Genomic DNA, 14896 nt, shown 5'->3' with positions numbered 1-14896 from the left:
AAAGGTGTTTTTTTTCTGAACGAAGTAACCTTGATATCTCACACCACTCCAGTTATTGAGAGACTGGCCGGATTCGAACCGGCGACCAACGGCCCCAAGCGAAGTAACTTTATCATCACACCTGTGTACAGGTTAAAATCTGGTAAAGTGTTTTTACGTTGCTCTATCCTCTGAGCTACAGTCCCATTTACTCATGCAAAGTAATTAAGTATGTGCGCAATGTTTTTGCGTAGTTTGTTTTTTTACATGAGTAATTAAATTTATATTACAAGTTTTCTAAAAACCTGCTCCATTTCTGTTTTATCAGCCTTTCCTCCAGGCAAACTTTTAGAATGCTTTTCATTTTCTGAAACCAATCGTTCCATAAGTTCGAATAGCTCCCGATCGTTTGGATGAAAATAAGCTTCATCCTTTGTCGCTTTTAGTGCCATCAGGTTTTCTATTTTGGTTTTTATGCCATAGTCAACCAAGTCTAACAAGTCACTAAATAATACAGGCGGAGTCGTTTTTTTCTCTGCTATCCATTTTCCGGATAATGCTGTCCTTAGGCAATAGAAATAACCTTTTAGTTTTACTTTATCATTTCGGCATGCTTCCAAGTATTTTTTACTCATACTCAGATAGTGATAAGAAACAGCTATTGGAGAGAAACATTGATCTGCCAATGGTCTGAATAATTCTGTAAAGCTTTTGTTTTCTATATACACTATTGGTGAATAAAACCAACTGAGTAATGCTGCATTAGACTTGAGCAGCAGATGGAATGTTTTGCGCAAATCCCAACCGGAAGCATCCAAATCATCCTCTGTCATAAATTCTATTGTTTCATCTTTATCCCATGGGGTTAAATACCAATCCTTGGAATGCCTGTAGATAAAGCGTATGTCATAATCGCTATCCGGTGAAGCAAATCCCCAGGCTCTGCTTCCGGATTCTACAGCAAGTAATATTTCTATATTGTATTTCGCTTCGGTTTCTTTTAGCTTTTTTATTATTTTAGTTTTCATCTCTTAAATGATTATTAACCTCTCTTAATCTGGTTCTTCGCCATCTTTTATTGCCGATTCTCTTTAAGAATGGTCTCAGGTGTTTTGCATATTCCCGGGACCTGAATCTTCCTTTGTTGTAGAGGTTTTTCATGATTTTTTAAACTTCTTTTTCCTTTTCCAGGGCGCATTTTTCATAACATCGCCAGCCATAACACATCCGTAAGGCATTACTTCATCCAGTATTTCGCACAATCCGTATTCTTCAATCTGAGTTCTTACATTTTGTGCATTTTTATAAGCACTCGGAAGCTCGGAAATATCGATTTCGTTGGAAAAGAATCGCACATCTAGTCCTTTGGTTTCTTCAGCAAAGATTTCTTCATTGGTTTTATGTGCCAGTGTTCTCTTATGCTGGCTTCTGCTGAAATTTCTTCCTGCACCGTGAGGAGCAAATCCTAAATTTCTGTCGTTGGTTGTTCCCTGAACAATCAATACAGGCTCCGCCATATTCAGAGGGATGAGTCTAGGGCCTGTAATATCCGGCATAAATTTGTCGTCCAGCGGAGTTGCCCCTTTGGCGTGGAAGAATAAATCTCCGTCTCTGAATACGAAATTATGTTCGTTCCAGTATCTGTTTTCTTTTTCCATATCCATTTTTGCTAATACAGCATCGTGAATAGAAGTATGATTTTCTTTAGTCCATTGTCTTATCAATTGTAATGCTTCCCAATAGGCTTGTCCTTCTTCTGTATTAAAAGGGATCCATGCATTCTCTTTCAGAGTCTCAGGTGAAATATCCTGTCTGAAACGGTTGGCCACTTTCATGCCCTTATCATATAATGCAGCGCCCGGAGCACGTGATCCGTGATGTGTAATCAACATTGTATTCCCAGTATTTTTAGAAATTCCGACATATAAAAAGTGATTGCCATCGCCCTGAGTTCCCATATGCGAACGGGCTATGCTGATTAATTTTTCATCATTCAGGAACATATTTCCTCTGAAAGCATCCATTAATTCTACAGACATAGGCATCTGTTCTCCTCTGGATCTTCCTCCATACCCAAAGTGCGTTATGGAATGTGCTGTATCCAATACTTCTTTCGGGTTTGCTTTTCCAAAGTCTGTTAGCATAACAGAGCAGCAGATATCTGCACTATGGAATCCCGGATGGATAGCATTTTTGGCGACCACTACACCTCCTACAGGGATATGACCTTCCGGTCCTGTAGGACAGGCATCAGGCATTATGGCTCCGGTAGTTAATGTTGGTGTTTTCATCAGTGTTTTCATTGTTCTGATTACTTTTTCCACATTATCATTTTCACTTTCGTGTTCAGCTCTGATGTTGATGATAAAGTCTTTTGATTCTTCATGCAACGGAATAGGCTTCGGTAATCTGAATTGCTCCAGATAGGCTGCCATTTGATCTTCATTCAGATTATTTTCGTTGATATATTCTAATGCTTCTGCAAACCATTTTCCTGGTCTGTATCCTAAGCTTATTAATTCGTTTCCTGTAATTTTCATCGTTTTCTTAATTTGATAATGCAAAGTAATTGTGTAAGTGCGCAATGTTTTTGCGTAGATAAAATATTTTTATATTTTTGAAAAAAAATTGATAATAACAGATAAAGAATATATAAAATGATACTAGAACAATTAGAGCAATCTTCTGAGTCTATTGAATTTAACGATGTTATTGCTTACATCGATAGCAATTATGATTTCACACCAACTGAATTCAGAAATGGTAATACGGTAAATGAAGCTGGACAGAATAATGGCTCATGTAAAGTATTCAGCTTTGCTAAAGTAAACAACCTGTCTAAAGAGAATACACTGAATCTTTTTGGTACATTCTACAGAGAAGATGTATTGAAAAATCCTGAAGGTACAGACCACCAAAATATCAGAAACTTTATAGAATTCGGATGGGGCGGTATTGTCTTTGAAGGTGAGGCACTAAAAGCGAAATAATGTATTAGTGTGAACACTGAATACTTTATTAATTTGTGAATAAGTGAATGGTGAATCTTCAAATTTTTAACTTCTAAATTCCAACATTGAAAAATGTCTTCTAACAAAAATGCATTGATCCGGTATAAAACACTGGATAAGTGTCTGAAAAATAAATACCGCAAGTATACACTGGAAGATCTGATAGATGAATGTTCAGAAGCCCTGTTTGAGTATGAGGGGAAGGAATCGTATGTAAGCAAGCGAACGATACAGCTGGATTTGCAGAACATGCGCAGTGAGAAATTTGGTTATGAAGCTCCGATAGAAGTATACGAACGTAAGTATTATCGTTATAGCGATCCAGAGTACAGCATTCATCATATTTCTGTTAATGAAAGCGATCTGAAAGCCATGAACAATGCGATACAGATCCTGAAACAGTTTAAAGACTTTTCGATGTTTCGGGAAATGAATGGTGTGTTGCAGAAACTTGAAGATTCAGTAAATGCTGTTCAACAGAAGTCCATTATTCATCTGGACAAAAACGAGCAGTTAAAAGGTCTTGAATATATCGATGTATTATATCAGGCTATATTGAATAAAAAGGTACTGAAGATTCTCTATAAAAGCTTTACAGCAAGAGACTTTAGTACCTATACCGTTCATCCACAATTACTAAAAGAATTTAATAATCGTTGGTTTTTGATATGCCTTTATAAAGGGGCTATGTATAATTTGGCACTGGACAGAATGGAAAATATTGAAATAGATGAGCAGTCTGTCTATATTGACAAAGACCTGAATGGGGATGAATTTTTTAAAGATGTTGTAGGAGTTACTGTTTCGGAGAGTATGCACCCTCGAAATGTTACTTTCTTTGTGGATAAAAGCAATGCTCCTTACGTAAAAACGAAACCTTTACATCACAGTCAGCAGATTATTGAGGACAAAGAAGATGGAACGGTTTTCAGTATTAAAGTTCAACTGAATTATGAGTTAGAACGTTTATTATTAGGTTTTGGAGAAAATCTGGTGCTATACAGACCATTAAGATTAAAGAAGCGTATTGAACAAAAATTACGAAAAGCAATTAGTCATTACAGTGAGCCTGAATCTCAGGAAGAAAATCAATAAATTAATTTGAAGGTATGCTAATTCTGGTATAATTTTTTACCATTAAGTTATTAAGAAATTTTAGTTTATTTTCTTGCTAACATCTCTCAATACCCTTAATTTCTTAATGATTTAAAAGATTCCTGTACAGAACTACTTTCGGCCTCGCTTCAGATAATTGAGCCTGGACTGGTGTACTGTTTGTTGTTTTAATGTGAGTTCTGAGTTCTATTTCTCCATATAATCCATAATAGTTTTCTGGAAGTCTGTCAGGTTTTGATTATTGGATTTAATAATTTTTCCGTTGCTATATACATTGTATTTTCCGTTCTGTCCGCTGGTTTCTGTCCAGATAATTCCCTTTTTAATTTTTCCTGAATTATCTGTGTTTAGATAAGCAGCAGGCAAAGGTTCAAATTTCTCTGCATAACGGCCATAGTATATTTTCAATAATGCATCTTCCTGTGAAAAATCATCCGCAAGTGCATTGAAAATAGCATCAATATCTGTAAGATTTGTTTTTTTATCCATTCTCCAGAATAACTTTAGTACTTTATCCAACCCACGGGTATCTTCGAGATTAGATCTGCTGATAATGCTTTCTGCTTTTCCATCTTTATACTGAGAGGAAATAATGCTGTTTGGTGGTAGATTATTGAGGTCTAAATCAATTGACTCAATATACATTAGTTCTTTATTGTTGTACTGTAGATCAGTTGTATATCTTTTGTTTTTCAGATAAATCCTGATCAATGCATCCGGTTTTTGTCCGTCTTTTATGCTAATGATTTTATCTTCTTTTGTGAAGAAGAGTGTATTTCCATAATTTACAGCTGCCATATCCACCGTAAAACTGCTAAGCTTACCATTTGTATATTGTTTGGTAATTCTTCCACTTTCAATTTCTTTTGTCTCCGATTTCACAGCATTTTGTTTTTGTGCAAAAGATTTTGAATTGAAACAGAACAGGATAAAAAAGCAATACAAATATCTCATATTTTTATTTTAAGGTTAAATATACAGATGATATTTGTCATTGTTCAAATATATTCATAAATTTCTATAAATGGCTTTAATGCCCGACTATTCATCGTTTTATATTAAGTTTTACAGATTTTTTTGCTGAAAATTACACAAGGTAAAGTCTTTAAATGAGACAATTTTATTTTTATTTAGAAAAAATATAAATAACTTTGTCGCTTAATCTGTATGATGTGAATAAATCTTTACTAAGCGCTGCCATGCTTTTGGCAGCTGCAAGTTCTTTGCATGCCCAAAATTGGCAATCGAAAACAATAAATGATGGAAAAGTATCTTATTTTCGATATGCTGAAGGGGCTTCTTTACATATTAATAAATGTGAATTTATGAATACAAAAGAAGGTGCAACCAAGCTTTGGGGAAAATGTAGTTTTACCATTAAAGAACGTGGAAAAGAGCCTGAAACAATTATATTAAAAGAGAACGAAGAGTATATTATTCTTACTAAAAAGCCAAGAGAAAAATCCGAGATCCGGATTGAAGAAGTAGAACTGTTTGCCAAGAAAAAGATATTCTCGGAGATTAGTATTAAGCAAGAAGCTTTGCACAATGTACAAGCATTTTCTATTGGAGATGTACTACAACAACTACCTGGGCAGTATGTACAACCTTTTAATAATACTCAGTTTAAAAATATTGTATTCCGTACCGCAAGTGGTGCTTCAATTACGGGAAGCAGTCAAATTCCGGGCGGAGATGATTACGGGAATAAAGCTTTTGGAGTACAGCTAATGGTAAATGATGTGGTTGTGTCCAACAATGAAAATATGCAAAGTGCCAGTTCTGCCTATGATCCACCTTATAAAACTAGTTTTGGAACTACATCCAGTGCCGGAAATCTTACTCCGGGGCAGCCTAATTACGGAATGGATCTTAGAGAGATTCCAGTAGTGAATATTGAAAGTGTTGAAGTGATACAGGGGATACCAGATGCTAAATATGGAGACCTGACTACCGGATTGATAAAAGTAAATACTATTGCACGGCAGTCACCACTTCGTGTTGAAGCTTCTATTAAAGAGGGAACATATCAATTTGGGCTGAATAAAGGATTTAAAATAAAAGGCAATCAGGCCTTGAGTGTTTCTGTAGATTATATGAATTCTATTGTAGAGCCAAGATCGAGTCTTGTGAGTTATAATCGTTTCAGCACAAACGCGATGTGGAGCGTTACAGGTTCTAGATTGAGGAATAAACTTTCATTTAGTTTTTCGCAGAATATAAGTGAAGGTAAAAAAGATCCTGATGATTTAACGGGACTTACCATTAACAGTAATAACAAGAATTTTTCATTAAGCAACAATTTTACCTACAGACTTACTTCTAAACCAGGAAGAGAAAATGGCTTGAAAAACCTGAGCGCTGATGTTGGAGTAAGTTATGGGGATCAGTATTCTATGCGGAAATACTTTCTGAACATGGGAGCCAGACCCTATGGGAATGCTATCGATAACAGTGTTTATTATGCACCTTATACACCTCCAAGTTATGACAACTTAATTTTTGTAGAGGGTAAGCCTTTTAATCTTTATTTTAATGTAAGTTTAAACGGTCGTTATATTTCGGCTCAATCAAAATGGATACACGATTATTCTATAGGTTTTAACTTTAGATATGGTGATAATTTTGGTGCCGGCCGTTATGGTACAGCTGGACAATATGCAACAACTACAATAACAAAAAGTTCTGTTGATGGAGCAAGAGACTATAATTATAGAGATAATGTTCTGGCATCTACTCAAACTGCATTTTATATTCAGAATAATATTTATAAACTTTTTGCCAATAAACATTCGCTGCGTGCAAATCTTGGACTTCGATATGATTTACAAAACTCTGTATCAACACTATCCCCAAGGGTAAATGTTGCTTACAAAATGGGAAGAACAAGTTTGAGATTAGGAGGCGGATTAACTTCGAAAGCACCTTCATTAAACCAACTATATACAGGTCCCAGATATATAGATCTTTTATTAGGAGACTACAGACTGCCTGGATATTATACAGTAGGAATTATGCAAACGGTAGTTACTCCGGGTGATAATGTAGATCTGAAGCCATCGAAAAGCTGGAAGACGGAAGTCGGGGTAGATTATCAACTTCCGTTCGCCTCCATTAGTTTAACAGCATATTACAATAAACTATTTGATGGATTTACATCTAAATCTGTTGTTAAAGAAGTAGATAAGGCGAAGGTAAATGTCAATATTGTGGGCACTGAACGGCCTACTTTTGAAATTGTAGGTACTGAAAAATTCCGTTATGTCCAGACTCAGGTAGTAAATGGTGCAACATCTACAGATAAAGGATTGGAAATGATGGTCGGCTTTAGAAAAATTAAGGCTCTGAATCTGGTACCTAGTTTTAATGCTTCTTATGTTGAAACAGAAAGTGTGCGGGATAATTCGGTTCTTCTCCTTAAAGCTCCGGAAGTTGTAGACCCTAATTTTCAGTATGGATTATATGATAATACAGGAGGAAAAGTAACTATGGCCAGAGCCAGTGTTAGTCTGGACTACCATTTGCCGGATTCGGGTTTGATTATAGGGCTTAGAAGTGATAATTTTCTTTTAGATCGTAGAAATACCTATTCAGATTCAGTCTATCCTGTAGGTTATATAGATTATAATTTTCGTACAACAATGATTCCTGAAAATGACAGACAGAATCCAAAGTATTCAAATTTATTCAGAAAGGCTTCCGAAGAAAGAGTATCAGGATTAACTCGTAAGACATTACATAACTTCCACCTTAGGGTGACAAAAGATTTCCTGAGTGGTTTCAGAGTTTCAGTTTATGTTAACAATGTTTTTAACCTGAAACCCTATAATGAATCGGGATATGAATATGCCAATTTTACACCAATATCTTTTGGGGCTAATCTGTCTTATAAATTCTAAACTTATTTATAATAATAATATATACTATGAAAAAATTAATATTTCTTTTATTAATACCTGTTATATTTCTGATTGGGTGTAACAGAGGTGATGATTTCAATGGTAACAACGAAATCAGGCCAATGGCTTTTACAGTAACAGTAAAATTTGATAATGCTTCAGGGAATGTTGCTAATAAAGGTGCGGCCAACGCAAAAGTCGTTTTAGTGAATACATTGACAAGAGATAGCATTAAAGGAAGTACTGATGCTAATGGTGAATTGAAGTTAAACAGCATACTCCCGGGAACTTATAATGTGACTTCGGAACTGAAAATGACCAAAGACGAATATCAAAAAGCATTTGGACAGACTACAAGTTATCCCATAGTGAACTTTGGAGGTTCTCAGGAAAAAGTTACGGTTAATGCTAACATTTCTTCCACAGTTATCACAGTGTCCAGTGGGAATCTTGGAGATTTGGTTATTAAACAAATTTATTATGCAGGATCGTCTACAAGTGAAGGAGCTGCTTTCAGAGATCAGTTTATAGAGATACATAATAATTCGGACCAAACCATTTATGCTGACGGATTATATGTTGCTTTAATGGAGGGAAATACAAATAACAATGTGACAAGCTATACTTTAGCCAACGGACAGTATGACTGGAGTCAAACGGCTAGCGGCGGGTCCTCTGCGAATACAGATTACGCATATGCCAGTTCCATTATAAAAATTCCCGGAAATGGAACACAGTATCCAATTTTACCAGGAAAGAGTATTGTAATCGCACAAACTGCTATTAATCATAAAGCACCTTTTGACGGTAACGATGGTAAGCAAGTGACGATTAAGAATCCTTCCTTAACTGTTGATTTAAGCAAAGCTGATTTTGAAGTTTATGTAGGAGATTATGCAAAAAGCCAGGGTAGAAATCCTTATCAGTGGGACATCCAGAATATTATGGTTCCGGATATGGAATTTGTACACTGGGTAAATGCACTTACTGATTATCTTCTGAATTTAACTTCTAAACCAGCAGTGGCAATTATTAGTGCAACACCACAACAGGTAGCTTCATGGGCTAAAGTAGCAAGTCCTAAGAATCCTAAAGGATCTTTGTTTGTACAAGTTCCTGCAAGTTTTATTCTGGATGGGGTTGATATTACAGATAAAGATCAAAAAGCACCAAAAGACTTGCCAACAAGTGTAGATGCTACAAGGACTTTTACTAATAAAAACGGACTGGCTTTACCAGATTATTCATCGTATTCTGTTATCAGAAAGACTAAAGAAATTATTAACGGACGTGTTGTATTACAGGATACAAACAACTCTGCGAATGACTTTACAACTATAGAAGCAAACCCAAGAGGATATGCACAATAAACATAAAATATTTTCACATTTCTTTATATCAGGGATTACGGGAGTGGCTGCATTATGCAGCCAGTTCCTGTATTCTCAGTCTACTCGTTTAGACAGTATTAATATAAGTACCATTGAAAAAGATATAAGAATAGAGAATCCTTATATCAATTTTTTTCAACCGTTGGACTTTTCAACAACATCTCTTAATGCTGAATTCGGAAAACAAAATTTTAAAAGAGTTCAGTCTCCGGAAAAAATGTCAAACTATAATTTTGAATCCAAAGGTGTCTATCAGCTGAATCCAAAAGTTGTTTTATCCGGAAATTTAAAAATTAACAGAGAACATGAAGATAATGTTCCATTTATTTTGACAGATGAAAGAACAACGAACACAAGTTTTATTCATAATCCTTCTTATTACTGGGCGCCACGTGCAGCAAAATGGATGAAACAAAATTATCTGATTAATGGGCAGGTTGCTTACAGACCAGTAAAATTTCTGATCACACAATTGGGAGCTGAAGGTAATTTTAGTAAAGCTTATCGTCAGGATGCAGATCCACGCCCGGAGGTAAGTACTTATCAATATAAAGTTTTTGGAAAAATCGGATTTTCATGGAATAAGCATAGCCTTTTTGGAAAGGGAAGATATTTCAATAATTTTCGCAGAAATAATATTGTATCCGTAAATTCCAATACCAACGTTCCGTCTAATGATAGCATTTTTATCCGGTATAATGAAGGGTATGGAAATCAGTATAATGGTTTGAGATATGGACTTACTGAATATAAAGTAAATGGCTATGTATGGGGTGGTGAATATGCATTTAATACATCAAATACTCACATTAGTATTGGTTATGATTATGTTAATGCCATTGAACAATTCTATAGAATCTACGAATATCAGGCCGCTGACCTTAGTAAATATAGAATTTATGAGAAGTATTCAGGATTAAAAACTGACCTGCACAGTTTTTATATTAATTATCTTGGTAATTTTTCGGGCTATAAAATGGCCTCCAGATTAACGTATAAAGATCAGTTAGATGCAAACTATAATTATGTTTTGCAATATACTTCCTACCGATTGGAGCAACAGAATCTGAAATGGAGCAACAGTCTTATGTGGTATAATCGTAAAAATGAAGCTTACAAATTACTATTGGACTTAGGTTATGGTAAAAACCGTGTGAAAGATATTTCTGTAGTGATGGACAGAAAGCTTTCTTTCTTTGAATACCAGGTAGGTATAGAAAAAGAGTTTGCTTTGATGCCAGGTCATAAATTAGCTTTTGGGATAGGACAAAGTCTTTATATTCCGGTACAGAAAGAATTTGATTATATACCTTATCAGAGTTCACAGGAAAATACTTTTGTACAAAAAATAGCACGACCGGATTATGCTTATGATTCCACACCTAAGATAGGACTAAATCTAAATGCTGCTTACAGATGGGACAGCAATAAAATCAGATATGAATTTGCAGGTGGTTTTAACCAGTTGTGGCTAACCAATAAAACGTATAAAGAAACCGTTACCGCTTATAATGGCAGACCTAATACTATAGCTACAATAGGTTTAAATGTTTATTATTAAAGAATGAAAGACAGGTATTTAGCAATAATTGCAGTTGTAGCAGTTGGCCTAATGTTGGGGTACAGACCGAATGATCCTACAGGATATACGGTAGAGGAATTGCGAGATCTTTATTCGGGGAAGGATAAATCCAAATGGCCAAAACCTCATTTGTTTGACGAGGCTGTGGATAACTTTCAGGATATAGGCCCATTATCTGAAATAAAGTATCCGGCAGACAATCCGTATTCTGAAGACAAAACAGAATTGGGGAAAACTTTGTTCTTTGATCCCCGGTTGTCTAAAAGTGGCCAGATTGCCTGTGCTTCCTGCCACAATCCCGAACTGGGCTGGGCAGATGGGAATCGTGTGTCTTTTGGACATGACAGGCAAAACGGAACACGAAATGCACCGACCTTACTAAATATAGGTTTTGCAAAGACTTTCTTTTGGGATGGACGTTCCACAACATTGGAAGAGCAGGTGAAAGCACCTATAGAAAATCCGGTAGAAATGAATTTGCACATGAGCCTGGCAACTAAAAATATTCGTAAAGTAAAAGGTTATAAACCGCTTTTTGAAAAAGCTTTTGGTACAACAGAAATTACAGAAGACCGGATTGCCAAGGCGATTGCAACTTTTGAAAGATCACTGATCAGTCCGCCATCCCGCTTTGACAAATTTGTTTCCGGAAAAAGGAATGCGCTGACAGATGCTGAGGTCAAAGGCTTACATTTATTCAGGACAAAAGCGAATTGTATCAATTGTCATAATACACCCTATTTTTCTGACCAGAAATTTCATAATTTAGGGCTTACCTACTATGGCAGAAAATATGAAGATCTGGGCAGGTATTTGGTAACCCTTAAAAATGAGGATGTTGGTAAATTTAAAACACCTACCTTAAGAGAAGTGTCGGAGAATAAACCATATATGCACAATGGGCTTTTTCCGGAGCTAGCGAATATTGTAATGATGTATAATGCCGGAATGGGCAGGGAAACGCCGAGAGGAGATCAGGTGAATGATCCGAAGTTTCCACATAAATCGGAAATGATAGAAAAGCTTAATATGACAGATGAAGAGGTTTTTGATGTAGTCGCTTTTCTGAAAACGCTGAACAGTTATAAATATAAAATGAGAGCACCAGAGCTCCCGAAATAATACAAACAACAAGATTAATAATATGAAAAAACTATTTTTTTTAAGCCTGCTTTTCATAGGCATTGCTGTATCAGCTCAACTTCCGGAAGGGAATGCTAATGTTGGTGATGAATATGGTGCCGGTGTTTCACAGACAAAAGCCGGAACAGCCGTAAGCATGGCAGATTTGAATAAAATCCTGAACGAGAGAAAAGAAGTACAGGATATTACGGTAAAAGCTACTGTTACCGATGTATGTCCTAAGAAAGGATGCTGGATTACACTCGACAATCCGGAAAAAACAAAGGTTTTTGTTAAAATGAAAGATTATGCATTCTTCCTGCCGGCAGCGATTAAAGGAAAAACAATTTTACTGGATGGAAAAGCGCAGCTAAAACAAACTTCTGTGGAGGAATTAAAGCATTATGCTGAAGATGCTAAGAAGCCACAAAGCGAGATTGACAAAATAACAAAGCCTGTAACGGAAATCCGTTTACTTGCCAGTGGAATAAGAGTTGCTCAATAACTTATACCTGTATTAGAATGAATAGAAATGATCGGATATTTATTCCGATCATTTTTTATTTTATCAATCGCACAAGGCAATAAAATAATATTGTCAAACCTAGTCAAGGCTAATGTACACTAAATACGAACCTTGACAAGGCTTTATAGATTGCTGCCTTTTGTGATTAATTCAATTTCCGGTTAAGATTGTAACCCGAATTTCATACTTTTATGAAACTAAAATAGGCACAAAACTAATTTATGAATTTTAATAGGCCTGAACTTTATGACTATCTAAAGGTTCTTCAGGAGTTTTCATGGACACAATGGTTAATGTTCAGCCTTGTGGTGAATGTATTTCTATACTTATTTTCCATAGGATTATATCTGTTTGTTGACAAAACATGCCGTAAAGACAAGCTACAGAAAGAAGACCATCCTGTTACAAAATCAGATTTTTTATTAAGCCTTTTAACTGTTATCTGCAATAGCAGTATTATGCTGTTGGGAGTCCTTTTATGGAAAAACCATTGGATAGTGTTAGATAGTAATACCCCGGCTGGTATTATTTTTTTAGAAGTTATAGCATTTATCCTTCTGATGGATTTCTGTATGTACCTTTTCCATTATGCGGCGCACTCACCTTATATTTATAAAATACTACATGGAAAACACCATGAGCATGTCAGTACAAATTTTTTAAGCTTGTTTGTGCTTCATCCTTTCGAGACATTGGGCTTTGGACTGATGATGATTGTATTGCTGATGTGCTATAATTTTTCTCCTGTTGCGATTGTAATATATCTAACAGTTAACCTTATATGGGGAACTATAGGACACTTGAACAGGGAATTTTTCCCCAAAAAGTCAGATCGACTTGGAATCGGGACAACCAAATTTCATAATCTCCATCATATGGATGAAAGTAAAAATTTTGGTTTTTATACTTCTGTTTGGGACAGGCTTTTCGGAACCTATAAGGAGTGACTTACGAAGTTAGAAGTTAGAAATTAGAAGTGCAGATCCTGATGCAGGGCTATTCTGTTGCCTTCGCTGTCCTCGAATTCAGCAACAGCGAAGCCATATTTTTCATTCAAGGTTTTAGGATACAAAACTCTTCCGGCATATTCCTGAACCTTTTTTAGAGTATTTTCTATATCCTCTGTTTTAAAATACAAAATAACTCCGTTTTGGGTAGGTTTGTAAACATCACCCTTTACCAGAGCGCCTGTTATTCCGCTTTTAGTTTCTTCAAAAGGAAAGATGGACATCTCGTAGTTATCCATTATTTCTTTCTCAAAAGTAAAATCAAATATAGCTGAATAGAATTTTTCTGCCCGCTGAAGATCATTTACAGGAATTTCGAAATAAATAACAGGATTGGTCTTACTCATCAGATGTTGTTATATTTTGTGTCTTCACTTCGTCCCAGCAATTAACACAAACAATTTTGTGATCACAATTGGTAAACCATTCATCGAAATCATCTTCTGTTTCTGCTTTATCGAACACCTGGTTACATTGATCGCACCAGGCATCTGGTCTGCCGGTGTCACCTTCATCATGTTCATGGAAGCCAAGCGGAGCATCACCCAATACACTATGTGCAAGATGGGTACATATCAATGCTATTTCCTGTTTTCCATGCTGTCCGCATTCTACAAATTTTTGTGACATTTACTTTGGTACTTACTTAAAATTAGTATTGTTGACTATTATTATTCGTCATTCCATACACGCATTTCGGCTGTACACCAGCCAGTAATAATATCCAGTACATCATCGGTATTATTTTGCAATTCTTCTGCAGACTCTTGTTTAATCTCTTTTACAATTTCTTCCGCATCGGCCTGATGGCCCCCCAGATTACGAAATTCCATTAGCAGATCCCTGACTTCGCCGCTCAGTCCTTCTCCTTGTGTGATGTAAAATCGGAGTTTTTCTTTTAATGTTTCACGATCCATTTTGTGATTGTTGTTGAAAATTTTATTCATCATATTTATAAAAATACAGGCATATTTTTTTTCTGTATTTCAGGTATAAAACATGATAATAAAAAGGTTTTTTTAAAAATACGAATTTATTTTCGAAACCTTACCCAGATAAGCGTTTTCGTAAGAAATAATCTAATTAAATTTAAAAACAGGTATATTTGGTGCATCAGGTAAATGCTAAAAACTATTTATATCCGAAAAAACACATTATGCTTTCATCCGCTTCACTCAATTTAGAATCTGCACTTCTATATTTTATAATTCTTTCTTTTCTGGCATCAGGTTTTATTTATACATTAATCGTTCTTATTATCCA

General features: G+C 35.6%; 15 protein-coding genes and 1 tRNA gene. 8 read left to right on the top strand and 8 right to left on the bottom strand.

What is annotated here, in order from left to right; genetic code table 11:
* Window positions 1-58: 58 nt before the first annotated feature.
* The 4 genes from C8J95_RS18710 to C8J95_RS13890 form a co-directional block, all read right to left on the bottom strand.
* Window positions 59-185 (bottom strand) — tRNA-OTHER (locus tag C8J95_RS18710).
* Between the two features lie 75 nt (window positions 186-260).
* Window positions 261-1007, bottom strand: a complete 747-nt coding sequence (locus tag C8J95_RS13895; protein WP_107809100.1) for a nucleotidyltransferase domain-containing protein — start codon at window positions 1005-1007, stop codon at window positions 261-263.
* On the bottom strand, window positions 997-1140 hold the full coding sequence (locus C8J95_RS18705) for a hypothetical protein (RefSeq protein ID WP_158267945.1): 144 nt from the start codon (window positions 1138-1140) through the stop codon (window positions 997-999). The genes C8J95_RS13895 and C8J95_RS18705 overlap by 11 nt, the downstream gene beginning before the upstream one ends.
* Window positions 1137-2519, bottom strand: a complete 1383-nt coding sequence (locus C8J95_RS13890) for an RtcB family protein (RefSeq protein WP_107809101.1) — start codon at window positions 2517-2519, stop codon at window positions 1137-1139. The genes C8J95_RS18705 and C8J95_RS13890 overlap by 4 nt, the downstream gene beginning before the upstream one ends.
* Window positions 2520-2636: 117 nt before the next feature.
* Between C8J95_RS13890 and C8J95_RS13885 the strand changes: the two genes are divergently transcribed.
* Window positions 2637-2969 carry a HopJ type III effector protein gene (locus tag C8J95_RS13885; protein ID WP_107809102.1) on the top strand — a complete coding sequence of 111 codons (333 nt, stop codon included), beginning with the start codon at window positions 2637-2639 and terminating at the stop codon, window positions 2967-2969.
* A 93-nt stretch (window positions 2970-3062) separates the two neighbouring features.
* A complete protein-coding gene (locus C8J95_RS13880; RefSeq protein WP_107809103.1) occupies window positions 3063-4085 on the top strand; it encodes a YafY family protein in 1023 nt (340 codons plus the stop codon).
* 207 nt (window positions 4086-4292) lie between these two features.
* Here C8J95_RS13880 and C8J95_RS13875 read toward each other — a convergent pair whose 3' ends face one another.
* Window positions 4293-4988: a hypothetical protein gene (locus C8J95_RS13875; protein WP_255412816.1), complete on the bottom strand. Its 696-nt coding sequence runs from the start codon at window positions 4986-4988 to the stop codon at window positions 4293-4295.
* Window positions 4989-5278: 290 nt separating this feature from the next.
* Here C8J95_RS13875 and C8J95_RS13870 point away from each other — a divergent pair, with 290 nt between their 5' ends.
* From C8J95_RS13870 to C8J95_RS13845, 6 genes are all read left to right on the top strand, one after another.
* Window positions 5279-8005: a TonB-dependent siderophore receptor gene (locus tag C8J95_RS13870; protein ID WP_255412815.1), complete on the top strand. Its 2727-nt coding sequence runs from the start codon at window positions 5279-5281 to the stop codon at window positions 8003-8005.
* 26 nt (window positions 8006-8031) lie between these two features.
* On the top strand, window positions 8032-9375 hold the full coding sequence (locus tag C8J95_RS13865) for a DUF4876 domain-containing protein (protein WP_107809106.1): 1344 nt from the start codon (window positions 8032-8034) through the stop codon (window positions 9373-9375).
* Window positions 9365-10957, top strand: coding sequence for a DUF6850 family outer membrane beta-barrel protein (locus C8J95_RS13860; RefSeq protein ID WP_107809107.1), 1593 nt, complete (start codon window positions 9365-9367; stop codon window positions 10955-10957). Before C8J95_RS13865 ends, C8J95_RS13860 begins: the two co-directional genes overlap by 11 nt.
* A gap of 3 nt (window positions 10958-10960) precedes the next feature.
* Window positions 10961-12100, top strand: a complete 1140-nt coding sequence (locus C8J95_RS13855; RefSeq protein WP_107809108.1) for a cytochrome-c peroxidase — start codon at window positions 10961-10963, stop codon at window positions 12098-12100.
* A 22-nt stretch (window positions 12101-12122) separates the two neighbouring features.
* Entirely contained in the window at window positions 12123-12605 is a 483-nt protein-coding gene (locus C8J95_RS13850) for a DUF4920 domain-containing protein (RefSeq protein WP_107809109.1), read from the top strand.
* A gap of 242 nt (window positions 12606-12847) precedes the next feature.
* Entirely contained in the window at window positions 12848-13573 is a 726-nt protein-coding gene (locus tag C8J95_RS13845; protein WP_107809110.1) for a sterol desaturase family protein, read from the top strand.
* 23 nt (window positions 13574-13596) lie between these two features.
* Here the strand turns inward: C8J95_RS13845 and C8J95_RS13840 are convergent, their stop codons facing one another.
* From C8J95_RS13840 to C8J95_RS13830, 3 genes are read right to left on the bottom strand one after another with little or no spacing between them, the layout of a single operon-like run.
* The gene (locus C8J95_RS13840; protein WP_107809111.1) at window positions 13597-13980 is read right to left on the bottom strand and encodes a VOC family protein; all 384 of its coding nucleotides are present in this window, start codon (window positions 13978-13980) and stop codon (window positions 13597-13599) included.
* Window positions 13973-14263 carry a hypothetical protein gene (locus tag C8J95_RS13835; protein WP_107809112.1) on the bottom strand — a complete coding sequence of 97 codons (291 nt, stop codon included), beginning with the start codon at window positions 14261-14263 and terminating at the stop codon, window positions 13973-13975. The genes C8J95_RS13840 and C8J95_RS13835 overlap by 8 nt, the downstream gene beginning before the upstream one ends.
* 41 nt (window positions 14264-14304) lie before the next feature.
* Window positions 14305-14583 (bottom strand): hypothetical protein, encoded by a 279-nt coding sequence (locus C8J95_RS13830; protein ID WP_255412814.1) that lies wholly within the window; start codon window positions 14581-14583, stop codon window positions 14305-14307.
* Between the last annotated feature and the right edge of the window lie 313 nt (window positions 14584-14896).

This window comes from Elizabethkingia sp. YR214 (genome assembly GCF_003058195.1).
Lineage (GTDB): Bacteria > Bacteroidota > Bacteroidia > Flavobacteriales > Weeksellaceae > Elizabethkingia.
Note: the sequence above shows the minus strand (reverse complement) of the source record. Positions and strands in the feature narration are given on the sequence as shown.